Below are 22,830 nucleotides of genomic sequence, written 5' to 3' on the forward strand. Positions count from 1 at the left end.
CATGATCGGTCTAGTGATGATGGCAAAGAGGTCACACCCGTTCCCATACCGAACACGGAAGTTAAGCTCTTTAGCGCCGATGGTAGTTGGGGGTTTCCCCCTGTTAGAGTAGGACGTCGCTAGGCAATGAGGAAGATGGATGAGAATCCATCTTCTTTTTTTGTGTTTTCAAAAGAAAATAAGGTGGTTTGGCGGCTGCCAAACTTCTGATTTATGAATGATTGGAGGTGAGGAAGGATCAGGGGTATAGAGCATGGATTGGGTAGGGAGCGGTTGTCGAGATTTAGCGAACGGCCTTTATTTTTCGGTTTTCGACTTAATTGAGGCTCGTTCCGACTTAATTCGCTCTTCCTACGACTTAATTATTGTGCATTTTGACTTAATTAGACCACGGAGATACCCAGCGTGGTATTTCCATGACGCCCGTTGAACACTTCAAACCTTCTCACACCCCTCAAAATAGGAAGAAGATGGCCACAGTCATCTTCCAACACGCGATATTCCAAAGCTAAAGCTCCAAAAATCCATTCAAAAGCAACGATAGCAGCCGCTTCACCCCTCATCGAAGCAAAAAACGCACCTAAACAGCCCTGATTTTCCCTCACAAGCCCCAAATGAGATCTGCTCATCCACCCAAAGCCACATAATTTCACGGTAATTCAGATTTTATTCACGGTAATCTTCCATATATTCACGGATAAGCTCCAAAATTTCACGGATAAAAAATTTTATCAAATTTTCGACACCGACCACCGACCAGCATTTTATCGTACTCAACTCATCTTATAGAACTCATCCAAATCATAACGCGTACATCCATCCTCCTCCAAAAGCATCATCTTTTCGACAGAATCATACAGGTTAAGAAGATAATCATGAGGCAATAATGGTGGATAGAGATTTGCATTTTCGGAAAAAGGCAGGCTATAATATATCTATAGTCAAAGTTAGTCAAAGTCAGAAGGGGGAGGGGAAATGAGGAATATTTCAGATGTAATTGAAAATTACTTAAAGCAAATTCTCTCGAGCTCTAATGATCCGTCCATTGAAATTAAGCGGACGGATATTGCTGAAAGATTTCAATGCGTGCCTTCTCAAATAAACTACGTGATAAACACGAGATTTACGATTGAAAAAGGTTTTGTAGTGGAAAGTAAAAGAGGTGGAGGAGGATATATTCGGATCATGAAGGTCCGTACTGAAAGCTCTGCCCACTTAATTGATCACTTAACCACCTTGATTGGTGAGAGGATATCGCAAGGCAACGCAGAAAATGTAATAAAGAGACTTATGGAAGAGACGATCGTTTCAGAACGAGAAGCAAGACTTATGCTGAGCGTGATGGACAGATCCATTCTAAAGCTTAATCTTCCAGAACGAGATGAATTACGCGCAGAATTATTAAAAGCTATGATAAAAACGTTAAAATATCGAACCACATAGCCCTTTTATTCATTCTATATAAAGGGAGGGAGCAGAATGAATTGTGAAGAGTGCCATGAACGAGAAGCGTCTTTGCATTTTACAAAAATCATAAATGGGGAGAAAACAGAATTTCACATTTGTGAACATTGTGCTAAAGAAAAAGGAGAATTCTTGCCGGGGTCGAATTCTTTTTCCATTCACCAATTGCTTTCTGGGCTTTTACACGGCGATGGACATGTCCCGAACACGCCATCATCCAACTTCATTCCGCCCTCATTAAGCTGTGAAAAATGCGGGATGAGTTATTATCAGTTTGCGAAGATCGGCCGCTTTGGGTGTGATAATTGCTACAAGGCGTTTGAATCGAAACTTAATCCTATTTTTAAAAGAGTTCATGGTGGTAACACTTTGCATGCGGGAAAAATTCCACTCCGTGCAGGAAGCAGTATTCAAGAAAAAAAGCAGCTTCAGCAATTAAAGCAAGCTTTGCAGCAGTATATATTAAATGAGGAATTTGAAAAAGCTGCTGAAACAAGGGATGTCATCAGAGAGATCGAGCACCGCTTGCAACAGGGGAGGGATACGTAACCGATGTCTTTAGAACGATTTATCAGTGACGCGATCAGTCCCTGGATGAAACGGGAGGGGCCAGAATCGGAGATAGTTCTATCGAGCCGTGTCCGACTTGCAAGGAATATTCATCAATATGTATTTCCCATCGCAGCAGATAAAGAATCGGCTCATGAAGTCATTTCAGCGATCTCGACTTGTATGAGCTCAGAAAATGAAGAAGAAGCAGAAAAGCTTGAAATGCTGATGATGGAGGAGTTAAAACCTGTTCAAAAACGGGTACTTGTAGAGAAACATCTAATCAGTCCCAATTTAGCAGAGCAAGCGAAATTCGGTGCCGTTCTCATGAATGCAGATGAATCTGTCAGCATCATGGTAAACGAAGAAGATCATATACGCATCCAATGTTTAGCACCAGGGTTTCAATTAGATGAAGTGCTTCATCGAGCGAATGAGATCGATGATTTTATTGAAAAGAACGTTGATTATGCGTTTGATGAAAAACGAGGATATTTAACAAGCTGTCCGACGAATGTAGGAACTGGACTTCGAGCCTCTGTCATGATGCATATTCCGGCGCTCGTACTCTCAAAAAAGATGAGCCGCATCATCCCAGCGATCAATCAGCTAGGTTTAGCGGTAAGAGGCATCTATGGGGAAGGTACCGAGGCGCAAGGAAACATTTTTCAAATTTCAAATCAGATGACACTAGGCAAGTCGGAAGAGGATATAATGGAAGATCTCGCAGGTGTCGTCATGCAGGTCATCCAACAAGAACGAGCAGCTCGTCAACAGTTGCAGGATGGATTGAAATTACAGCTTGAAGACAAGTTATTCCGTTCATTGGGAACATTAGAGAACTGCCGGATCATCCAATCAAAAGAAGCTGCTAAATGTTTATCAGATGTGCGGCTAGGCATTGATTTAGAGATTTTACCTGGTATTTCAAAAACGATTCTCAATGAGCTTATGATACTTACACAACCAGGTTTTCTTCAACAATATGCAGGTGAAGTTCTAACTCCAGAAGAACGTGACATAAGAAGAGCCACTTTAATCAGAGAAAGAATAAAATTGGAAAACCGATAAGGAGCGTGACGAGTATGATGTTTGGTCGTTTTACTGAGAGAGCACAAAAAGTTTTAGCTTTAGCACAAGAAGAAGCGATTCGTCTAGGTCATAATAATGTGGGAACTGAACATATCCTGCTTGGACTGATCCGTGAAGGAGAAGGAATTGCAGCAAAAGCCCTTCAAGTTCTTGGTCTAGGACCAGAAAAGATTCAAAAAGAAGTGGAAACACTGATCGGCCGCGGTCAGGAAGCTGTTCAAACGATCCACTACACGCCTCGTGCTAAAAAAGTGATTGAACTTTCCATGGATGAAGCTCGTAAACTCGGACATTCATACGTGGGAACGGAACACATTCTATTAGGCTTGATCCGTGAAGGAGAAGGCGTTGCAGCTCGTGTTCTAAACAACCTTGGTGTGAGCCTTAATAAAGCGCGTCAACAAGTGCTGCAGTTACTAGGAAGCAATGAATCTTCTTCTAGTCATAGAGGTTCATCTGCGAGTGCTAACACACCGACACTAGACAGCTTAGCTCGCGATCTAACAGCGATTGCTCGTGAAGGTACACTAGACCCGGTAATCGGACGTGCGAAAGAAATTCAGCGTGTGATCGAGGTTTTGAGTCGCCGTACGAAGAACAACCCTGTATTAATCGGAGAGCCAGGAGTTGGTAAAACGGCTATCGCTGAAGGTTTAGCGCAGCAGATCATCAATAACGAAGTGCCAGAAACACTTCGTGATAAGCGTGTTATGACACTTGATATGGGTACTGTTGTAGCTGGAACGAAGTACAGAGGAGAATTTGAAGACCGTCTGAAAAAAGTAATGGATGAGATCCGCCAAGCTGGGAATATCATTCTATTCATTGACGAACTTCATACACTGATCGGTGCAGGTGGAGCAGAAGGTGCGATTGATGCATCCAACATTCTAAAGCCAGCTCTTGCTCGTGGTGAACTTCAATGTATCGGTGCTACAACACTTGATGAGTACAGAAAATATATTGAAAAAGATGCAGCGCTTGAGCGTCGTTTCCAACCGATCACAGTTAACGAGCCAACGAAGGATGAAAGTATTCAAATTCTTCAAGGACTTCGCGATCGTTATGAAGCTCACCACCGTGTAACGATCACGGATGAAGCGATTGAAGCGTCTGTTCAGTTATCAGATCGTTACATCTCAGATCGTTTCTTACCAGATAAAGCGATCGATCTTATTGATGAAGCGGCATCAAAAGTTCGTCTTCGTTCATATACAGCACCACCGAACTTAAAAGAGCTTGAACAAAAGCTAGAGGAAGTTCGTAAAGAGAAGGATGCGGCAGTTCAAAGTCAAGAATTTGAAAAAGCGGCTTCACTTCGAGACTCTGAGCAACGCCTTCGTGAAGAGTTAGAAAAGACGAAGGATGTTTGGAAAGAGAAGCAGGGTAAAGAAAACACAGAAGTAACGCCAGAAGATATTGCACAAGTTGTATCGTCTTGGACGGGAGTTCCAGTTTCCAAGCTTGCTGAAGAGGAAACAGAACGCCTTCTGAAAATGGAAGAGATTCTGCATGATCGAGTTATCGGTCAATCAGAGGCCGTTACGGCAATCTCTAAAGCTATCCGAAGAGCACGTGCTGGACTTAAAGATCCGAAGCGTCCGATCGGCTCATTCATCTTCTTAGGACCAACAGGTGTTGGTAAAACAGAGCTTGCAAGAGCTGTTGCTGAAACACTATTTGGTGATGAAGATGCGATTATCCGTATCGATATGTCTGAGTACATGGAGAAGCATACAACATCTCGTCTCGTTGGATCACCTCCAGGCTATGTCGGACACGAAGAAGGCGGCCAGTTAACAGAAAAAGTTAGAAGAAAGCCTTACTCGGTTATCTTGCTTGATGAGATTGAAAAAGCCCATCCTGAAGTATTCAATATCTTACTTCAAGTGCTAGAAGATGGCCGTTTAACTGATTCTAAAGGACGTACGGTTGATTTCCGTAACACGGTTGTGATCATGACTTCAAACGTAGGAGCGAGCACGCTTAAGCGTAACCGTTCTCTAGGATTTGCTGTTCATAACGAAGGTCAGAAGTACAACGATATGAAATCTAAAGTAATGGATGAACTAAAACGTGCATTCCGTCCAGAGTTCTTGAACCGTATCGATGAGATCATCGTGTTCCATTCTCTAGAGAAAGAGCACTTGCTAAGAATCGTTAGCCTGATGGCAGCATCACTGAAACAACGTTTAAGTGATCAGGGAATTGAGATCGAGTTGACTCAAGCCGCTCTCGAAAAGATTACAGAAGAAGGATACGATCCAGATTACGGAGCTCGTCCGTTGCGTCGTGCTCTACAGCGTAAGATTGAAGATCGGTTATCTGAAGAGCTTCTAAGAGGAAATATCAACAAAGGGCAGACCGTTAAGATTGATGTTGAAGAGAACGATTTTGTCGTTCAAACGGTCTAACTTTTACCACATATGAGAATATCCTACAAAAGACCCGGAAGACAGACATGTCCTCCGGGTTTTTGTCGAAATAATCTTAGCTGTTCGCCTTTTTTTGCAGAGCTCAAATGGAAGTAGTTGTGAGGTTTTATGTTATGATATTAGTGAATAAATCTTGATATTTTCAGTATTTAACTTGTTAAAATAGGAAACCTATTTTTCTTATACAATGATGTTTTGAAGGTGGTTGAATTCCGTTACAGGATGCTCGCTTTCCAGGGGGCGTGCGGTGAGCCTCTTAGCGTTATGCGCTGTTAAGAGTCTCACCTGTCCCGCTGATCCCCTAGGAGTCTCGCACCTTTCACTCCAATCAACTATCAATGAAGTCTTTGAAGGATATTCATACAGTTTTATTCAAGCATGAAGTTTAACGGGGCAAATTCATCACGTTTTAATCAAAGTGAAATTGAATATTTGTTCGAAAATAGATAATTAGTAAAGCGTTAAGTTCGGAAGAGGAGTTTTTTAGATGGCTAAAGTAAAATCAATCTTTCTTTGCCAAGATTGCGGTTACGAATCACCAAAATGGATGGGTAAATGTCCAGGGTGCCACGCGTGGAACACGATGGTGGAGGAAACGATTCGTCCTGAAAAAAATATAAGAGGATTAACCTCTGGTGGAGATAAGAACGTAAAGCAGAAACCTCAGTCGATAGCAGATGTGAAAAGCGAGCAAGAGCCGCGTATACCAACAAACTATCAGGAGTTCAACCGTGTACTAGGTGGAGGAATCGTTCCAGGTTCAATGGTTTTAGTTGGTGGAGACCCCGGAATTGGAAAGTCCACCCTGTTGCTGCAAACATCCGCACAGCTTGCCAAAAAAGGAGAGCGTGTTCTATACATATCTGGTGAGGAGTCTGTAAAACAAACGAAACTGCGCGCCGACCGTTTAGATATCGACGCAAAGGACTTGTTTGTTTTAGCAGAAACAGATTTGGAACTGATCGAACAGGCGATGTCTGATGTGATGCCTTCTGTGATGATCATCGATTCGATTCAAACCGTCTATCGAGCTGAAGTCACATCCGCTCCTGGGAGTGTATCGCAAGTACGAGAGTGTACATCGCATTTGATGCGAATGGCAAAAACAAAAGGTATCGCTGTATTTATTGTAGGACATGTTACAAAAGAAGGAAATATCGCCGGTCCGCGTCTTTTAGAGCACATGGTAGACGCGGTATTGTACTTTGAGGGTGAACGGCATCACACTTTCCGAATCTTACGAGCAGTTAAGAACCGCTTTGGCTCGACGAATGAAATCGGTGTCTTTGAAATGAAAGAAGTAGGTCTGGAAGAAGTATTAAATCCTTCTGAAATCTTTTTAGAAGAACGTTCCAAAGGGGCAGCGGGTTCGACCGTAGTTGCTTCTCTCGAAGGGACACGACCGATGTTAGTAGAGCTTCAGGCACTAATATCGCCAACAAGCTTTGGTAATCCTAGAAGGATGGCTACTGGTATCGATCATAACCGCGTCTCACTCCTCATGGCCGTTTTAGAGAAGAGAGTCGGGTTGCTTCTTCAAAACCAGGATGCTTATCTAAACGTTGCGGGCGGTGTCCGACTGGATGAGCCAGCGATCGATCTTGCAGTTGCGATCAGCATCGCTTCAAGCTTTCGCGATTCACCTACCAAGCCAACAGATGTTATGATTGGAGAAATAGGATTAACGGGAGAGGTTAGAAGAGTTTCCCGTATTGAGCAGCGTGTTCATGAAGCTGCAAAGTTAGGTTTTACGCGAGCTATTATACCTGATAAAAATATCGGTGGCTGGACGGTTCCAAAAGGAATTCAAGTCGTCGGAGTATCTACCGTTTATGAGGCATTACAAGCAGCGTTAGGAGGGTAAAGTAAATTATGGATCATGCGATAAAAGAAGCAATCATAAGCCAAATGCTACAGCTAGTTGCTCCTGGAACACCACTAAGAGAAGGGATCGACAACGTACTGCGAGCAAACACAGGTGGACTGATCGTTGTTGGATATAACGATAAAGTAAAAGAAATCGTTGATGGAGGTTTCTCTATCAATTGCAAATACTCACCAGCATCTCTATATGAACTTGCTAAGATGGATGGTGCGATCATTTTAAACGAAGATGCTGTTAAGATTCTGTATGCGAACACACAACTCATTCCAGATACGGTTATTCCTTCTACAGAAACGGGAATCCGTCACAGAACGGCAGAACGTGTTGCGCGTCAAACAGGCAACCTTGTGATCTCCATCTCTCAACGTCGTAACGTTATCACTCTATATCAAGGGATGATTCGTTATTCGTTAAAAGAGATCGGTGTGATCTTGACGAAAGCGAACCAAGCGATTCAAACGCTTGAGAAATATAAAGTAGTTTTCGACCAAAGTGTTACGAACCTTGGCGCTCTTGAATTTGAAGAATTAGTGACTTTCCAAGAAGTTACACAAGTTATTCACAGAATTGAGATGGTTTTACGCATAAAAAATGAGATTATTAAATATGTTAATGAACTTGGTGTTGAAGGAAGGCTGATTCGAATCCAGATGGAGGAGCTAGTTTCTAACATCGAGGAAGAAGCATTGCTTTTAATCAAGGACTATATGAAAGATCGTGAAAGTGATCCTTATGCGATTCTTCGCCAATTGAACAAACTATCATCTGAAGAATTGTTCGATGAATCCGTTATTATGAAACTTTTAGGCTTCTCAGCCGGTATGAATATGCAGGATGAGACGATTCATCCACGTGGTTACCGCATTCTTGGCAAGATTCCAAGGCTTCCAGCGGTTATTATCGAAAACCTGACAGATGCATTTGAAAACCTTCCGCAAATTTTGCGAGCGTCCATTGATGAATTGGACGAGGTAGAGGGTATCGGTGAGATTCGTGCCAAAAAAGTAAAAGAAGGTTTAAAACGCATTCAGGAACAGCTTTTCGTCGATCGTCATATCTAGTGGAAACTTCTTCTGTAAAAAAAGGAATTTTCTATCTTTTACACGTTTTTAATGCGGTCATTTTGTAAATAATGATTAGGGGAGGTGAATCAGGCATGCTAAAAAGAATTGTTCAGCTATTTTTCATTGTAATAGGTGGCATGCTCGGCTATCTATATATACCAGATCTCATTCGTGTACTTAACTTCGGTGATCTTCCGAACCAAGTAACATCCCCATATGTCGGGGCAGTAATTGGTGCACTTATACTTTTTTTATCCACATTTTGGCTGTCAGATTACGTAGTAGGTTTAATCCGCTGGGCTGAGGAAACAGTTGTAAAAGCTCCAGCAACTGACCTTTTATCTGGGACGATGGGGCTGATCATCGGACTAATCGTCGCATTTTTGATCCAGTCACCGTTAAGTTCTATGGATATTGTTGTGGTCAGTTCCATACTGCCGATCGCAATTACATTCCTGCTCGGTTATTTAGGCTTTCAGGTTGGTTTTAAAAAGAGAGATGAGTTGATTCAGCTGTTCTCTTTGAAAAGCCAAGGAAAAGAACGTAAAAAAGAAGCAGAGATCGAAAAGCCGAGTGGTAAGTATAAGATTCTAGATACGAGCGTTATTATCGATGGCCGAGTGGCTGATATCTGTCAAACTGGCTTTTTAGAAGGTCCGCTCATTATTCCTCGTTTTGTATTGGAAGAATTACAATATATTGCGGATTCCTCAGATGTTCTAAAGCGTAACAGAGGACGCCGAGGTCTTGATATTCTAAATCGAATTCAAAAAGAGCTTTCTATGAAAGTTGAAATCTATGAAGGCGACTTTGAAGAGGTTACGGAAGTGGATAGCAAGCTAGTAAAACTCGCTCAGCTGTTATCTGGTGTCGTCGTAACGAATGATTTTAACTTGAACAAAGTATGTGAACTACAAAACGTTGCAGTATTAAATATTAATGACCTTGCAAATGCGGTTAAACCGGTTGTTCTTCCGGGCGAAGAGCTTGTTGTACAAGTGATCAAAGACGGAAAAGAACAGAGTCAAGGTGTAGGTTATCTGGACGATGGAACGATGATCGTCGTTGAAGACGGTCGTGATTATGTAGGTAAGACGATTGATGTTGTTGTCACTTCTGTACTCCAAACATCAGCGGGCAGAATGATTTTTGCTAAAAAGAAACTATTAGAAAAAGCATTGTAACGAACGGTGGGGAAGCACGTGAATTATTGGACAGTCATTCCTGCTGCTGGACAAGGTAAACGCATGAAAGCTGGCATCTCTAAGCAGTGGATCGAGCTTTTAGGAAAACCAGTCCTCGCGCACACGCTGCATGTGTTTGAAAAAGATCCGCATTGCGAAGGTGTGATCTTGGTCGGCAGCGAAAAGGAATTGCAGCAGATGCAAGATTTTGTAGAGTCGTTCCAATATCAAAAAGTGCGCAAAATCGTTCCAGGCGGAAAAGAGCGTCAGCAAAGTGTTTATGAGGGTTTGAAGGTCGTACCTACCGATGCAGATCTCGTTCTCATTCACGATGCAGCACGTCCTTTCATCACACATGATTCTATTTTACAACTAGTTAACACGGCACGAGATACAGGTTCTGCGGTGTTAGCTGTTCCTGTTAAGGATACGGTGAAGCGGGTAATTCAGAATCAAGTGGAAGAAACAATCGACCGTTCCAGCTTGTGGGCTGTTCAAACCCCGCAAGCTTTTCGTCTTTCTATCGTAATGGATGCGCACAAGAAGGCAGACGAAGAAGGATATATTGGAACGGATGACGCAAGCCTAGTGGAACGAATTGGACAAACAGTGGCTATTGTAATGGGAGACTATCATAATATAAAATTAACTACGTCTGATGACTTGTTATTTGGACAAGCCATTTTGTTAGAGAGACAGGGGGAAAAAGCATGATGCGCATCGGACAAGGTTTTGATGTACATGCCTTTAGTGAGGGTCGTCCGTTAATCATTGGCGGCGTAACGATTCCTTATGAGAAGGGACTTTTAGGGCATTCTGATGCTGACGTTCTTCTGCATGCTATTACAGATGCATTGCTAGGCGCAGCAGGTGAAGGAGATATCGGCAAACACTTTCCGGATACAGATCCTGCCTATAAAGACGCAGATTCGAAGCGATTGTTGCTCGATTCTTGGAAATTGATTGAGAAAAAAGGTTATTCTTTAGGTAATATAGATTGTACGATCATTGCTCAAAAGCCAAAGATGCTTCCGTACATTGAAGAGATGCGCGGAGTAATCGCCGGTATTTTTGGGGTTGAAGTAGAGAGAATCAACGTGAAGGCAACAACGACTGAAAAGCTAGGTTTCCCTGGACGCGAAGAGGGAATCGCAGCTCAAGCGGTTGTTTTGATAGAGAAGTCACTTTAAAAAAATTGTTGATTTGGAGATAATCCGTTCATTATCTTCTCTGATAAAGTTGATTGGAGTGGAAGATGCGAGACTCCTGTGGGACAGGCGGTTAGGTGAGACACTTAAGAGTGAAACGTACGAATGTGGCTCACCGACTGCCCCACGGAAAGCGAACATCTGGAACGGAAATCAACTACTTTCAAAAGCATCATCGTTTAAGAACAAAAAATTATAGAGGTGAAACATGATGGCAAACGAAGTTCGAGTGCGTTATGCACCAAGTCCAACGGGACACTTACATATAGGGAATGCACGTGCAGCTCTATTCAACTATTTATACGCTCGCCACTCTGGCGGAAAGTTTATTATTCGTATTGAAGATACAGATCAGAAGCGTAACATTCAAGGTGGAGAAGAAAGTCAGCTGGATCACTTGAAATGGCTTGGTATGGATTGGGATGAGAGTGTTGATATCGGAGGAGATTACGGTCCGTATCGTCAGATGGAACGTTTAGATCTATACGAGAAGTATACAGATGAACTACTTTCAAAAGGTCTTGCATACACTTGTTATTGTACAGAAGAAGAGCTTGAAATTTCTCGTGAAGAACAGATGGCTAAAGGAGATACTCCGGTTTATGACGGACGTTGTCGAAACTTATCAATTGAAGAAAAAGCGGCTCTAGAAGAAGAAGGCCGCCGTCCGAGCATTCGTTTTAAAGTTCCACAAGACCGTACGATCACGTTTGATGACATGGTAAAAGGTGAAGTTTCGTTTGAATCAAGCGGGTTTGGTGATTTTGTTATCGTAAAGAAGGATGGAATCCCAACTTACAACTATGCGGTTGTTATTGATGATCATGAAATGGCGATCTCTCACGTACTGCGTGGAGATGATCACATCTCAAACACACCGAAACAGTTATTGATCTATGATGCACTTGGATTTTCGCATCCGAAGTTCGGTCATACAACACTGATCGTGAATGAGAATCGTAAAAAATTGAGTAAACGTGACGAGTCGATCGTTCAATTTATCGAGCAATACAAAGATCTAGGATACTTGCCAGAGGCGCTGTTTAACTTTATTGCGTTATTAGGCTGGTCTCCAGGTGGAGAAGAAGAGATCTTTAGCCGTGAACAGTTCATTGAAATTTTTGATCCGAACCGTTTATCCAAAGCACCTGCTGTTTTTGATACACAAAAGTTAGAATGGTTGAACAATCAGTATATGAAACAGCAAGACGTAGCTCGTATCGTTGAGTTGTGTATGCCTCACCTAGTAAAAGCGGGCAGAGTTTCTGAAAACCCTAGCCCTGAAGAACAAGAGTGGATCACAAAGCTTGTCGCTCTTCATCAGGAAAAAATGAGCTATGGTGCTGAAATCGTAGACTTAACGGAACTATTCTTCAAAGAAGAGATCGAGTATGAGGGAGAAGCACTTGAAGTATTGCAAGGTGAAGGTGTTCCTTCAGTTATGGAATCTTTCTTAACTCAGATCGAAAACAGTGACTCTTTTGAAGCGGATGACATCAAAGCAATGATGAAAGCTGTTCAAAAAGAAACGGGTCAAAAAGGGAAGAACCTGTTCATGCCAATCCGTGTGGCGACGACAGGTCAACAACATGGTCCAGATCTGCCTGCTGCTGTTTCTCTTTTAGGTAAAGAAGTGATTACAAAGCGCGTAAATGCTGTACTAACTCAAATTAAAAAGTAATAAAAGTACACATTTTGCAAAGATTATAATATAGTAAAAGAAACTTATAATAAACGTGTAAAACGCAGATGAGGAAAGTAGGCTAGCCCTTTTCATAGTAGAGAGAACCATCACCGGCTGAAAGTGGTTCATGAAAATGCTTGCTGAAGTGCCCCTCGGAGTCCCTTGCCGAAAGTTTTAGTAGGTTTGGGCGGCAACTCCCCGTTATGGAGCTCAAGGGAACAGGTGAGTTTTTATAAACCTGTTAAACAGAGTGGAACCGCGTCTATCCGTACGTCTCTGTGTCATATTTGGCACAGGGGCGTTTTTTATTTGTAGTCTTTGTCGCTCTTGAAAGTAGTTGATTTCCGTTACAGGTACTCGCTTTCCGGGGGGCGTGCGGTGAGCCTCTTAGCGCTTTGCGCTGTTAAGAGTCTCACCTGTCCCGCTGATCCCCCAGGAGTCTCGCACCTTACACTCCAATCAACTTTGCGATGAAGAAATAAAAAATGCCTGAGACATCACGCGTAACTGGCAAGTCCCTTATATAAAAAGGCAAGGAGGTTGGAGAACATGTTTTCAGCCATGAAAGAAGATATTAAGGTTGTTTTTGAGAAAGATCCAGCGGCTAGAAGTTCATTCGAAGTATTCTTAACATACTCTGGGCTGCATGCGGTTTGGGCCCATAGATTAGCACATAAGTTATTCAAACGAAACTGGCTGTTTTTAGCTCGCTTGATCTCACAGATCAGCCGCTTTTTTACCGGTATCGAAATACACCCGGGAGCACAGATCGGCAGACGCTTTTTTATCGATCACGGTATGGGTGTGGTGATCGGAGAAACGTGTATCATCGGCAATGACGTGACGCTCTACCAAGGTGTTACGCTCGGAGGTACAGGAAAAGAAAAAGGAAAAAGGCATCCCACGCTTGAAGATCACGTTCTTGTTGCTACAGGAGCCAAGGTTCTAGGGAACATTACGATCGGAAAAAATTCAAAAGTGGGGGCAGGATCGGTTGTGCTTCAACATGTTCCACCGGATGCAACTGTAGTTGGAATTCCAGGAAGAGTCGTTATTAAGGATGGCATCAAAGTTGGATGCGAACTTGATCATCGTGACCTGCCTGATCCGGTAGCTGATAAATTCAGAGAGATGCATAACGAGATGAAACGAATGCGTGAAGAATTGGAAACATTGAAAAAAGGGAGTGAAGTTTAAATGGGTATTAAAATCTATAATACGATGACACGTCAAAAAGAGCTTTTTGTTCCGTTAGAAGAAGGAAAAGTAAAAATGTATGTGTGTGGACCGACTGTATATAACTATATCCATATTGGTAACGCAAGACCGGCTATTGTTTTTGATACGGTAAGAAAGTACTTGGAATATAGAGGTTTTGATGTGCAGTTCATCTCCAATTTTACGGATGTTGATGATAAGCTCATTAAAGCGGCTAACGAGATGGGAAGCGATGTTCCAACGATCGCTGAGAAATTCATCAACGCCTACCATGAGGATACTTGCGCACTAGGCGTACAAAAGGCTGACGCACACCCGCGTGTAACAGAAACGATGCCAGAGATCATTGATTTTATCGAGAACCTTATCAAAAAAGGGTTTGCTTATGAAGCAGCGGGGGATGTTTATTTTAAAACGCGTTCGTTCAACGGCTATGGTAAACTTTCTCATCAATCGATCGACGACTTAAGATCTGGTGCGAGAATTGAAGTAGGAGAGAAAAAAGAAGATCCGCTTGATTTTGCGCTATGGAAAGCGGCGAAAGATGGAGAGATCTATTGGGAGAGCCCTTGGGGGAAAGGTCGCCCAGGCTGGCATATCGAATGCTCGGCGATGGCGAAAAAATACTTAGGTGATTCAATCGACATCCATGGCGGCGGTCAAGATTTAGCTTTTCCGCATCATGAGAATGAGATCGCGCAATCGGAAGCATTAAATGAAGCTCCGATGGCTAAATATTGGATGCATAATGGGTATATTAATATTGATAACGAAAAAATGTCCAAATCACTTGGGAACTTCGTACTGGTTCATGATCTTGTACAACAGCAGGATCCGCAAGTTATTCGATTCTTTATGCTTGCCGTACACTACCGCAATCCGATCAACTTCAGTCAAGAGTTGTTAGAAGCGGCGGAGGCAGGATTGAATAGAATCCGTACGTCTTATGAAAACTTGAAACACCGCTTGAGTGTAACGGCAGACCTATCTATAGATACAGAAAAATGGACTCAGCTTGTTAAAGAAACAAGAGAGAAATTTATCACGGATATGGATGATGATTTCAATACGGCGAATGCGATCTCTCATCTTTTTGATTTTTCGAGAGAAGCGAACGTATATCTGCAAGAAAAGAACACTTCTAAAGCCGTTATTACAGAGTTCATCGCTCTGTTCGATGAGCTTGCTGGAGTGCTTGGGCTTACTCTTCATAAAGAAGAGGAATTGTTAGATGAAGAGATTGACGCTCTAATTCAAGAACGTAATCAAGCGCGTAAAGAAAAGAACTTTGCTCGCGCTGACGAAATTCGTGATCAGCTAAAAGAACAGAACATCATTTTGGAAGATACTGCACAGGGTGTTCGGTGGAAAAGAGATAAGTAAATGAAGATTACAGACTCAGATATTAAACAACTGAACGGAACCACGCTTGCTTATATGGGAGATGCAGTAATGGAGCAGTTCGTGCGTGAACACCTTATCCGTAACGGACAGGTGAAGCCGAATAAGCTCCATGTATCGGCCACAAAGTTTGTTTCAGCAAAAGCGCAAGCGAGCATGGTCGTTCAGCTGCTTGAAGAGAACTATTTTACAGAAGAAGAGGTCGCTGTGATTAAGCGTGGCCGCAATGCGAACCAAGGAACGGTACCGAAAAATACGGATGTTCAAACGTATCGGCATGCCACAAGCTTTGAAGCGATCATTGGTTATCTTTATCTGTTAAATAACCATGAACGATTAACGAACATGATGGAATATGTATTATCAGAAAATAAAAAAGGGGAGGTCTAAAGATGAGTGAAGCAAAAGAACAAAAAGAACAAAAAGAACAAGAACTGATCATCGGCCGAAATCCGGTTATGGAAGTACTGCGCTCTGGCCGTGATATTAATAAAATTTTCGTAGGTGAAGGATCTCAAAAAGGACCTGTAAGCACAATCGTCTCTATGGCTAAAAAACAAAACGTTCTTGTGCAATATGTGCCAAAACAGAAGCTGGATTCATTAAGCGGAGGAGGCAATCACCAAGGTGTGATCGCGGGTGTTGCAGCCTACTCTTATGCAGATATCGATGATTTATTTAAAATTGCTGAAGAGCGTGGAGAAGAGCCGTTCTTTCTTTTATTAGACGAGCTTGAAGATCCACATAATCTAGGTTCGATCATGCGTACGGCTGATGCAGTTGGTGCACATGGCATCATCATTCCGAAAAGACGTTCAGTAGGACTGACCGCTACAGTAGCAAAAGCTTCAACAGGTGCGATCGAGTACATTCCGGTTGTTCGTGTAACGAATCTTGTTCAAACGATGAAAGAGTTAAGAGACCGTGGTATGTGGTTTGCCGGCGCTGACATGAAGGGGAAAGACGACTACAGACAAGCAAAGTGGGACATGCCTTTAGGTCTTGTGATCGGAAGCGAAGGAAAAGGGATGGGAAGACTCGTATCAGAAACGTGCGATTTCCTTGTTCAGCTTCCGATGAAAGGGAGAGTTACCTCGCTTAATGCGTCCGTTGCAGCTAGCCTCTTGATGTATGAAGTGTACCGTAACCGCAATCCGTTAGAAGCTCGAAAATGAAAACTCGCCACTATTTGATTGTTGATGGCTACAACATCATTGGCGCTTGGCCCGAACTACGGAGCTTAAAAATATCGGATTTTGCCAACGCAAGAGACCTGCTGATCGAATATATGGCAGAATACCAGGGGACGACTGGGTATCAAGTGATCGTTGTATTTGATGCCCATCTCACACCTGGCACAGAGAAAAAAACGAAAAACCACCGCGTTGAAGTCATTTTTACAAGAGAGAACGAAACGGCGGATGAACGGATCGAACGTCTAGTCGGAGAGTTGAAATCAATCGATACACGAATTTATGTCGCAACTTCAGATTCAACCGAGCAGTGGCAGATTTTTGGTAAGGGCGCATTGCGAAAATCTGCGAGAGAATTAAAGAATGAGATGGACGAGATCGAAAAGCATATTCATGTGTCCGTTGGCGAGCGAAAAAGGAAGCAAACCTCATCCTCTATCCTTATTTCAGACGAAATTGCCGAAATATTTGAAAGATGGAGAAGAGGGCAAAAATAAGGAATCTTGACGCTTTTGTGAACTATGAGCTATAATATTGCTATATTTTGCCGGTAAAAACCTGGTGGGGGGATTTGTCGTGAACATAGATCTCAAGGAACGGTCAGTAAGCGATTACGAGCTCATGGAAGATGAAAGCCTTGTGGAACTGGTTCATGAGGGGGACAGCGCAGCACTTGAATATTTGATCAACAAATATAAAAACTTTGTTCGTGCGAAAGCAAGATCATACTTTTTGATCGGTGCAGACCGGGAAGATATCATTCAAGAAGGCATGATCGGGCTGTATAAAGCCATTCGCGATTTTAAAGAGGACAAGCTGTCATCCTTTAAAGCTTTTGCCGAACTATGTATAACAAGGCAAATGATTACCGCTATCAAAACGGCAACTAGACAAAAGCACATTCCGTTAAATTCTTACGTGTCGTTGGACAAGCCCATCTATGATGAGGAGTCTGATCGTACACTAATGGATGTAATATGCGGTACAAAAGTCACTGATCCAGAAGAACTGATTATCAATCAAGAGGAATTTGATGATATTGAAGTGAAGATGGGAGAAATATTAAGTGACTTGGAACGTAAAGTTCTAATGCTGTATCTTGACGGAAGATCGTACCAGGAAATCTCAGTGGATCTCGACAGACACGTGAAGTCGATCGACAACGCGCTTCAGCGAGTGAAACGTAAATTAGAGCGTTATTTAGAGCTAAGAGAAATATCATCTTAAGAGCGGGGATTGTTCCTGCTCTTTTTCTTTTGGCTTTGAGTGAATGATTAGCTGGTTATTGTAGGGGTATCGGGGTGTGTAATGGTAGTCGAATATTGTCAACTCGCCGATATATGTTCAAAACTCGCCGGATTATAGCCCAAACTCGCGGGATTAATCTAATAATTTCTAGGATTAAGGCTGAAATTTCAGGGATTAGCATCATGGATACTGGGGTGGGTATATGTTAATGGCCTGATGTTAGTTGAAAATCGAATGATTCATCGTTCTCATTAGAACAAAATAGCCCGCGAAATCATTTTCAGCTGGTTTTCACCCGATTTATCAATTAGAGATCACTTTTTGAGTTTTTCTATGTTTAATTGCTTCACTTCAAATAAGAAGCTAGGTGCCTTCCACATAAAAAGCTTCTCCCAATACATAAAAGTGTCACTAACAAAGCGAAGCATCCAAAATAATAATCAACCACTTACATTTCCAACACAATTCGCTCTCAAAACGTCATTTTCCCTTTATTGACAAGCGTATACCCCTATGTTAAGGTTTTAAAAGTAACATTGTAACGTGGATGAGTGGCTTTGTCGCACGAAAGGTGTTTATTTAGCATGAGAAAAAAAGTTTTTTTAGCCTGTAAACAATGCTCAAAACGAAATTATACAACGATGAAGAACCAGCAAAACAATCCTGAACGAGTCGAGGTTAAAAAGTTTTGCAGCTACTGCAATGCTCATACCATTCACCAGGAAACGAAGTAAGCGAAACAAGCTTTTTTTATAAATGTTAATTGATCAAAAGGCATGGGGGTTTATGAAGATGGCGGATGTTGCAGAAAAGACAAAAAAATCACCAGCAAAGTTTCTTTCCGATGTAAATAAGGAAATGAAGCGTGTAAGCTGGCCTTCGCGAAAAGAATTATTTCGCTATACGGGGATTGTACTGTCAACTGTAGTGATTATGGCTTTGTTCTTCTGGGTTGTGGATCTAGGCATTTCACAATTAGTTGAGCTTATTTTAGGGTAGATTAGATATAGCTTCTTTTGGATAGAATGCTAGAGTATATCCATTTTAGGAGGGAAAGGACACGGGTCCCATCGTATGGAAAAAAATTGGTACGTAGTTCATACCTATTCAGGTTATGAAAACAAAGTAAAAGCAAACTTGGAAAAGCGTTTGGAATCTATGGGGATGACAGATAAGATTTTCCGTGTACTTGTACCTGTAGAAGAAGAGACCGAAACAAAGAACGGTAAGACAAAAACAAGCATGAAGAAAGTTTTCCCTGGTTATGTATTAACGGAAATGATCATGACAGATGATTCTTGGTACGTTGTACGTAATACACCTGGGGTAACTGGATTTGTCGGTTCTGCTGGAGCGGGCTCAAAGCCAACGGCACTTTTGCCTGAGGAAGTAGATCATATTCTTAAAGGTATGGGTATGGAAGCTCCGCGCGTTGAAGTTGATTTCGAAATCAAGGAATCTGTAAAAGTAAAAGAAGGTCCTTTTGCTGACTTTGTTGGTACGATTGAAGAGATCGACGCAACAAAACAGAAGCTGAAAGTTCACGTCAACATGTTTGGCCGTGAAACACCAGTTGAACTTGAGTTTACCCAAGTTAGCAAGTTATAATGGAAAAAGACTTGTAATCACTTCAAAAAGGTGATAGAATTTTTTATGTTTGATATTACTAATCAACTGCTTCCTCTCTTTTAGGAGGGGAAGCGTATTTTTGAGTGGGAGGGTTTCGGCCCATAATACCACATCACGGACTTAAGGAGGTGTGTCGCGTGGCTAAAAAGGTTATTAAGATGGTAAAATTGCAAATCCCTGCTGGTAAAGCAAACCCGGCACCGCCAGTTGGACCTGCACTAGGACAAGCTGGGGTAAACATCATGGGATTCTGTAAAGAATTCAACGCTCGTACTGCTGATCAAGCTGGTTTAATCATTCCGGTAGAAATCACGGTTTTCGAAGACCGTTCATTTACATTCATCACTAAAACTCCTCCGGCTGCTGTTCTTTTAAAGAAAGCTGCAGGAATCGAGTCAGGTTCTGGTGAGCCTAACAAGAAAAAAGTTGCGACTGTAAAGCGTGATAAAGTTCGCGAAATCGCAGAATCAAAAATGCCTGACCTAAACGCTGCTAGTGTTGAAGCTGCAATGCGTATGGTTGAAGGTACAGCACGCAGCATGGGAATTGTTATCGAAGACTAATCCCTGTGTTTGATGTCTATTAGGTTGCGAGTAAATGGATTGATATCCTGCCCGTCAAACGGTTCGCAACCTTTATTCATGCAATGCGTTCGATTGCACTTGATGGTAAGTGCAATAAGTGGGAGGAATATCCGCTAAACCACATAAGGAGGACAATACAATGGCAAACAAAGGTAAGAAGTACCAAGAAGCGGCTAAATTAGTAGACCGCACAAAAGCATATGACGCTGCAGAAGCGATCGAGCTAGTTAAAAAAGCTGCTCCTGCAAAATTTGACGAGTCTGTAGAAGTTGCAGTTCGTTTAGGTGTAGACACGAAGAAAGCTGACCAACAAGTTCGTGGAGCAGTAGTGCTTCCAAACGGAACTGGTAAGACTCAACGTGTATTAGTATTCGCAAAAGGTGAAAAAGCAAAAGAAGCTGAAGCTGCTGGAGCAGATCACGTTGGCGATTCTGACTACATCAACAAAATCCAACAAGGTTGGTTCGAGTTCGACGTAATCGTTGCTACTCCGGACATGATGGCTGAAGTTGGTAAACTTGGACGTGTTCTAGGGCCTAAAGGATTAATGCCTAACCCTAAAACAGGAACAGTTACATTTGAAGTTGAAAAAGCGATTAACGAAATCAAAGCTGGTAAAGTAGAATACCGTGTCGACAAGACTGGTAACGTTCACGTTCCAATCGGTAAAGTATCTTTCGAAGCTGAGAAGCTTGCAGAAAACCTTAACACAATCATCGAAACATTGTTGAAAGTTAAGCCTGCAGCTGCAAAGGGAACTTACATGAAGAACGTAGCTGTTTCTTCTACTATGGGACCTGGGATCAAAGTTAATCCATCTTCATTTGCTGTAAAACGATAGTTGACAAACGGGTTTCGACCCGTTATATTATATACTGTTAAACACAAACGCATCAGATGAATGCCGTAGACAGCAGGAGCCAACAGGCTTAAATCTTCCTGCCGAGGTGAAGCATCGATAAGCTCATTAGTAAATTACTTATGACTTTAGATACTCACGCCTCCATGTCTCGACATGGAGGCTTTGTTTTTGGACAAAACCTGCGGTGATGCAATCATTTTACAGGAGGTGTAATAATGAGCAGCATTTTAGAAACAAAAAAGCAGTTAGTATCCACTATTTCTGAGAAAATCAAAAATAGCCAATCAACAATCCTTGTTGACTACCGTGGTCTTACTGTTTCTGAGGTTACTGAACTTCGTAAGTCACTACGTGATGCTGGCATCGAGTTTAAAGTTTACAAAAACTCAATGGTAGTTCGCGCAGCTGAAGAAAACGACCTTAACCTATCAGAACACTTAACTGGTCCTACAGCGATCGCATTCTCGAATGAAGATGTTGTAGCTCCTGCTAAGATTCTTAACGACTTCGCTAAGAAACACGAAGCGCTTGAGATCAAAGCTGGTGTAATCGAAGGACGTATCGCGTCTCTAGAAGAAGTGAAAGCTCTTGCTGAACTTCCATCAAGAGAAGGTCTTCTTTCTATGGTACTCAGCGTGCTTCAAGCACCTATCCGCAACTTTGCGTTGGCTACTAAAGCCGTTGCAGAACAAAAAGAAGAACAAGGCGCATAAGTCTTATCTTCAACCAATAACTTACATTCCATAAGGAGGAAATTATAATGTCTAAAGAGCAAATCATTGAAAGCTTAAAAACAATGACTGTTTTAGAGCTTAACGACCTAGTAAAAGCAATCGAAGAAGAGTTTGGTGTAACTGCTGCTGCTCCTGTAGCTGTAGCTGGTGGAGCTGCTGGTGGAGACGCTGCTGCTGAACAAACTGAATTCGACGTAATTCTTGCAAGCGGTGGAGCTTCAAAAATTAAAGTTATCAAAGTTGTTCGTGAACTTACAGGTCTTGGCCTTAAAGAAGCGAAAGAACTTGTTGACGGTGCTCCTAAGCCAGTTAAAGAAGGCGTATCTAAAGACGAAGCTGAAGAAATTAAAGCTAAACTTGAAGAAGTTGGAGCTTCTGTTGAAGTTAAGTAATTCAAAAGAAAAGGTTCGCCCGATGGCGGACCTTTTTGTTTGTTTCGTTATATCTTTTTAGAATGAATTATTCTAAAATCTTGCTGCTTTTAATCTTGTCGCTTCTTTGAACAGTTGATTGAAGTGGAAGGTGGGAGACTCCTGCGGGACAGGCGGGCGGGTGAGACACTTAAGAGTGAAACGTCCGAATGTGGCTCACCGCCTGCCCCGCGGAAAGCGAGCACCTGAAACGGAAATCAACACTTCCAAAGGCAACTTTGCAAAAGCAACTTTATAGATAGACCGTTAAAGAATTTCGGAACGGGAATACTGTCTTTATCAGAAGGTAAGGAGAGTTTAAAAACAATGAAGAACCATTATTACTCTGAAACACCTGGTACAGAAAGCAAAAGAGAAACATGGGATTTTTTATTAAACGGCGAAAAGTTTCGCTTTACGACAGATGCTGGTGTCTTTTCAAAGAAAGAAGTAGATTTTGGCAGTCGCGTTCTAATAGAGTCCTTTGTACCTCCAGAAGTACCTGGTGATTATATAGATGTAGGATGCGGATACGGACCGATCGGACTTTCGCTTGCTAGAGCGGAAAAAGATCGAGTTGTTCAAATGGTGGATATCAATGAAAGAGCAATCGAACTTGCGAAGCTGAACGCAGATAAGAATAAGGTTGATAACGTAAAGATCTATAAAAGTTACTTATTTGCTGAAGTGAAGGATGAAGAGTTCGCTGCTGTTATCACAAATCCGCCGATCCGTGCAGGTAAGACGGTCGTTCATCAAATTTTTGAAGAAGCCTATCACAAACTTTGCGTTGGTGGCGAGTTATGGGTAGTGATTCAAAAGAAACAAGGTGCGCCATCTGCTATGGATAAAATGGAACAATTATTCGGTCAAGTTGAAACGGTTGCGAAGAAAAAAGGCTACTATATTTTACGTGCAATAAAAGTTTGACTTGATAAATCCCGTATGTTAGTATTATAAAATGCCAATGGATTCGCATTTTGCTG

General features: G+C 42.1%; 25 protein-coding genes, 1 rRNA gene and 2 other annotated features. Of the genes, 25 read left to right on the forward strand and 1 reads right to left on the reverse strand.

The annotated features are described in order from the left end of the window. Window positions 1-9: 9 nt before the first annotated feature. Window positions 10-125, forward strand: a 5S ribosomal RNA gene (gene rrf, locus ACOZ9X_RS20100). A 258-nt stretch (window positions 126-383) separates the two neighbouring features. Here rrf and ACOZ9X_RS20105 read toward each other — a convergent pair. After that, a complete protein-coding gene (locus ACOZ9X_RS20105) occupies window positions 384-629 on the reverse strand; it encodes a hypothetical protein (protein ID WP_423419721.1) in 246 nt (81 codons plus the stop codon). 346 nt (window positions 630-975) lie between these two features. Here ACOZ9X_RS20105 and ACOZ9X_RS20110 point away from each other — a divergent pair, with 346 nt between their 5' ends. From ACOZ9X_RS20110 to ACOZ9X_RS20225, 24 genes are all read left to right on the forward strand, one after another. Then, on the forward strand, window positions 976-1,443 hold the full coding sequence (locus tag ACOZ9X_RS20110) for a CtsR family transcriptional regulator (protein ID WP_137792299.1): 468 nt from the start codon (window positions 976-978) through the stop codon (window positions 1,441-1,443). 36 nt (window positions 1,444-1,479) lie between these two features. Continuing rightward, window positions 1,480-2,013 carry a UvrB/UvrC motif-containing protein gene (locus ACOZ9X_RS20115; protein WP_066390592.1) on the forward strand — a complete coding sequence of 178 codons (534 nt, stop codon included), beginning with the start codon at window positions 1,480-1,482 and terminating at the stop codon, window positions 2,011-2,013. A gap of 3 nt (window positions 2,014-2,016) precedes the next feature. Continuing rightward, window positions 2,017-3,084, forward strand: a complete 1,068-nt coding sequence (locus tag ACOZ9X_RS20120; RefSeq protein ID WP_423419722.1) for a protein arginine kinase — start codon at window positions 2,017-2,019, stop codon at window positions 3,082-3,084. 14 nt (window positions 3,085-3,098) lie between these two features. After that, a complete protein-coding gene (clpC, locus tag ACOZ9X_RS20125; protein WP_137792297.1) occupies window positions 3,099-5,519 on the forward strand; it encodes an ATP-dependent protease ATP-binding subunit ClpC in 2,421 nt (806 codons plus the stop codon). A 508-nt stretch (window positions 5,520-6,027) separates the two neighbouring features. Then, complete coding sequence (radA, locus tag ACOZ9X_RS20130) at window positions 6,028-7,404, forward strand: DNA repair protein RadA (RefSeq protein ID WP_137792296.1); 1,377 nt, start codon at window positions 6,028-6,030, stop codon at window positions 7,402-7,404. Window positions 7,405-7,412: 8 nt separating this feature from the next. Then, window positions 7,413-8,486, forward strand: coding sequence for a DNA integrity scanning diadenylate cyclase DisA (gene disA / locus ACOZ9X_RS20135; protein ID WP_066390602.1), 1,074 nt, complete (start codon window positions 7,413-7,415; stop codon window positions 8,484-8,486). Window positions 8,487-8,581: 95 nt separating this feature from the next. Next, window positions 8,582-9,673 (forward strand): PIN/TRAM domain-containing protein, encoded by a 1,092-nt coding sequence (locus tag ACOZ9X_RS20140; RefSeq protein ID WP_066390605.1) that lies wholly within the window; start codon window positions 8,582-8,584, stop codon window positions 9,671-9,673. 18 nt (window positions 9,674-9,691) lie between these two features. Beyond that, window positions 9,692-10,387: a 2-C-methyl-D-erythritol 4-phosphate cytidylyltransferase gene (gene ispD / locus ACOZ9X_RS20145; RefSeq protein ID WP_423419723.1), complete on the forward strand. Its 696-nt coding sequence runs from the start codon at window positions 9,692-9,694 to the stop codon at window positions 10,385-10,387. Beyond that, complete coding sequence (gene ispF / locus ACOZ9X_RS20150) at window positions 10,384-10,863, forward strand: 2-C-methyl-D-erythritol 2,4-cyclodiphosphate synthase (protein ID WP_423419724.1); 480 nt, start codon at window positions 10,384-10,386, stop codon at window positions 10,861-10,863. Before ispD ends, ispF begins: the two co-directional genes overlap by 4 nt. A gap of 229 nt (window positions 10,864-11,092) precedes the next feature. Further along, window positions 11,093-12,562 (forward strand): glutamate--tRNA ligase, encoded by a 1,470-nt coding sequence (gene gltX, locus ACOZ9X_RS20155; protein ID WP_423419740.1) that lies wholly within the window; start codon window positions 11,093-11,095, stop codon window positions 12,560-12,562. A 56-nt stretch (window positions 12,563-12,618) separates the two neighbouring features. Continuing rightward, window positions 12,619-12,846 (forward strand) — a binding site (T-box leader). 268 nt (window positions 12,847-13,114) lie between these two features. Beyond that, a complete protein-coding gene (gene cysE / locus ACOZ9X_RS20160) occupies window positions 13,115-13,762 on the forward strand; it encodes a serine O-acetyltransferase (protein WP_423419725.1) in 648 nt (215 codons plus the stop codon). After that, window positions 13,763-15,166 carry a cysteine--tRNA ligase gene (gene cysS / locus ACOZ9X_RS20165; protein WP_423419726.1) on the forward strand — a complete coding sequence of 468 codons (1,404 nt, stop codon included), beginning with the start codon at window positions 13,763-13,765 and terminating at the stop codon, window positions 15,164-15,166. Next, window positions 15,167-15,574, forward strand: a complete 408-nt coding sequence (locus tag ACOZ9X_RS20170; RefSeq protein WP_066390618.1) for a Mini-ribonuclease 3 — start codon at window positions 15,167-15,169, stop codon at window positions 15,572-15,574. A gap of 2 nt (window positions 15,575-15,576) precedes the next feature. Continuing rightward, window positions 15,577-16,359 (forward strand): 23S rRNA (guanosine(2251)-2'-O)-methyltransferase RlmB, encoded by a 783-nt coding sequence (gene rlmB / locus ACOZ9X_RS20175; RefSeq protein ID WP_423419727.1) that lies wholly within the window; start codon window positions 15,577-15,579, stop codon window positions 16,357-16,359. After that, window positions 16,356-16,874, forward strand: coding sequence for an NYN domain-containing protein (locus ACOZ9X_RS20180; RefSeq protein WP_423419728.1), 519 nt, complete (start codon window positions 16,356-16,358; stop codon window positions 16,872-16,874). The genes rlmB and ACOZ9X_RS20180 overlap by 4 nt, the downstream gene beginning before the upstream one ends. A gap of 79 nt (window positions 16,875-16,953) precedes the next feature. After that, window positions 16,954-17,604: an RNA polymerase sporulation sigma factor SigH gene (gene sigH / locus ACOZ9X_RS20185; RefSeq protein ID WP_066390628.1), complete on the forward strand. Its 651-nt coding sequence runs from the start codon at window positions 16,954-16,956 to the stop codon at window positions 17,602-17,604. Between the two features lie 605 nt (window positions 17,605-18,209). Next, complete coding sequence (gene rpmG, locus ACOZ9X_RS20190) at window positions 18,210-18,359, forward strand: 50S ribosomal protein L33 (RefSeq protein WP_077365486.1); 150 nt, start codon at window positions 18,210-18,212, stop codon at window positions 18,357-18,359. Between the two features lie 58 nt (window positions 18,360-18,417). After that, window positions 18,418-18,624, forward strand: coding sequence for a preprotein translocase subunit SecE (secE, locus tag ACOZ9X_RS20195; protein WP_082861218.1), 207 nt, complete (start codon window positions 18,418-18,420; stop codon window positions 18,622-18,624). A 75-nt stretch (window positions 18,625-18,699) separates the two neighbouring features. Beyond that, entirely contained in the window at window positions 18,700-19,233 is a 534-nt protein-coding gene (nusG, locus tag ACOZ9X_RS20200; RefSeq protein ID WP_066390634.1) for a transcription termination/antitermination protein NusG, read from the forward strand. A 158-nt stretch (window positions 19,234-19,391) separates the two neighbouring features. Then, entirely contained in the window at window positions 19,392-19,817 is a 426-nt protein-coding gene (gene rplK, locus ACOZ9X_RS20205; RefSeq protein ID WP_066285502.1) for a 50S ribosomal protein L11, read from the forward strand. Window positions 19,818-19,977: 160 nt separating this feature from the next. Then, the gene (gene rplA / locus ACOZ9X_RS20210) at window positions 19,978-20,679 is read left to right on the forward strand and encodes a 50S ribosomal protein L1 (protein WP_066390636.1); all 702 of its coding nucleotides are present in this window, start codon (window positions 19,978-19,980) and stop codon (window positions 20,677-20,679) included. A 45-nt stretch (window positions 20,680-20,724) separates the two neighbouring features. Then, window positions 20,725-20,876 (forward strand) — a sequence feature (ribosomal protein L10 leader region). 39 nt (window positions 20,877-20,915) lie between these two features. Next, the gene (rplJ, locus tag ACOZ9X_RS20215; protein ID WP_066285506.1) at window positions 20,916-21,413 is read left to right on the forward strand and encodes a 50S ribosomal protein L10; all 498 of its coding nucleotides are present in this window, start codon (window positions 20,916-20,918) and stop codon (window positions 21,411-21,413) included. Between the two features lie 47 nt (window positions 21,414-21,460). Then, window positions 21,461-21,826 carry a 50S ribosomal protein L7/L12 gene (gene rplL, locus ACOZ9X_RS20220; protein WP_066237995.1) on the forward strand — a complete coding sequence of 122 codons (366 nt, stop codon included), beginning with the start codon at window positions 21,461-21,463 and terminating at the stop codon, window positions 21,824-21,826. Window positions 21,827-22,171: 345 nt separating this feature from the next. Continuing rightward, window positions 22,172-22,774, forward strand: a complete 603-nt coding sequence (locus ACOZ9X_RS20225) for a class I SAM-dependent methyltransferase (RefSeq protein ID WP_423419729.1) — start codon at window positions 22,172-22,174, stop codon at window positions 22,772-22,774. Window positions 22,775-22,830 lie beyond the last annotated feature (56 nt).

It is taken from the genome of Fictibacillus nanhaiensis (genome assembly GCF_049537595.1).
GTDB lineage: Bacteria > Bacillota > Bacilli > Bacillales > Fictibacillaceae > Fictibacillus > Fictibacillus nanhaiensis_F.

Bases quoted from the DNA above. Each gene is read 5' to 3' on its own strand.
- gltX (WP_423419740.1), top strand. From the start codon at position 11,093: ATGGCAAACGAAGTTCGAGTGCGTTATGCACCAAGTCCAACGGGACAC.
- rpmG (WP_077365486.1), top strand. From the start codon at position 18,210: ATGAGAAAAAAAGTTTTTTTAGCCTGTAAACAATGCTCAAAACGAAAT.
- rplA (WP_066390636.1), top strand. From the start codon at position 19,978: ATGGCAAACAAAGGTAAGAAGTACCAAGAAGCGGCTAAATTAGTAGAC.
- ACOZ9X_RS20170 (WP_066390618.1), top strand. From the start codon at position 15,167: ATGAAGATTACAGACTCAGATATTAAACAACTGAACGGAACCACGCTT.
- ACOZ9X_RS20110 (WP_137792299.1), top strand. From the start codon at position 976: ATGAGGAATATTTCAGATGTAATTGAAAATTACTTAAAGCAAATTCTC.
- cysS (WP_423419726.1), top strand. From the start codon at position 13,763: ATGGGTATTAAAATCTATAATACGATGACACGTCAAAAAGAGCTTTTT.
- ACOZ9X_RS20140 (WP_066390605.1), top strand. From the start codon at position 8,582: ATGCTAAAAAGAATTGTTCAGCTATTTTTCATTGTAATAGGTGGCATG.
- ACOZ9X_RS20105 (WP_423419721.1), bottom strand. From the start codon at position 629: ATGAGCAGATCTCATTTGGGGCTTGTGAGGGAAAATCAGGGCTGTTTA.
- ACOZ9X_RS20225 (WP_423419729.1), top strand. From the start codon at position 22,172: ATGAAGAACCATTATTACTCTGAAACACCTGGTACAGAAAGCAAAAGA.
- rlmB (WP_423419727.1), top strand. From the start codon at position 15,577: ATGAGTGAAGCAAAAGAACAAAAAGAACAAAAAGAACAAGAACTGATC.
- radA (WP_137792296.1), top strand. From the start codon at position 6,028: ATGGCTAAAGTAAAATCAATCTTTCTTTGCCAAGATTGCGGTTACGAA.
- disA (WP_066390602.1), top strand. From the start codon at position 7,413: ATGGATCATGCGATAAAAGAAGCAATCATAAGCCAAATGCTACAGCTA.
- nusG (WP_066390634.1), top strand. From the start codon at position 18,700: ATGGAAAAAAATTGGTACGTAGTTCATACCTATTCAGGTTATGAAAAC.
- rplL (WP_066237995.1), top strand. From the start codon at position 21,461: ATGTCTAAAGAGCAAATCATTGAAAGCTTAAAAACAATGACTGTTTTA.
- clpC (WP_137792297.1), top strand. From the start codon at position 3,099: ATGATGTTTGGTCGTTTTACTGAGAGAGCACAAAAAGTTTTAGCTTTA.
- ACOZ9X_RS20120 (WP_423419722.1), top strand. From the start codon at position 2,017: ATGTCTTTAGAACGATTTATCAGTGACGCGATCAGTCCCTGGATGAAA.
- ACOZ9X_RS20180 (WP_423419728.1), top strand. From the start codon at position 16,356: ATGAAAACTCGCCACTATTTGATTGTTGATGGCTACAACATCATTGGC.
- cysE (WP_423419725.1), top strand. From the start codon at position 13,115: ATGTTTTCAGCCATGAAAGAAGATATTAAGGTTGTTTTTGAGAAAGAT.
- secE (WP_082861218.1), top strand. From the start codon at position 18,418: ATGGCGGATGTTGCAGAAAAGACAAAAAAATCACCAGCAAAGTTTCTT.
- rplJ (WP_066285506.1), top strand. From the start codon at position 20,916: ATGAGCAGCATTTTAGAAACAAAAAAGCAGTTAGTATCCACTATTTCT.
- ACOZ9X_RS20115 (WP_066390592.1), top strand. From the start codon at position 1,480: ATGAATTGTGAAGAGTGCCATGAACGAGAAGCGTCTTTGCATTTTACA.
- ispF (WP_423419724.1), top strand. From the start codon at position 10,384: ATGATGCGCATCGGACAAGGTTTTGATGTACATGCCTTTAGTGAGGGT.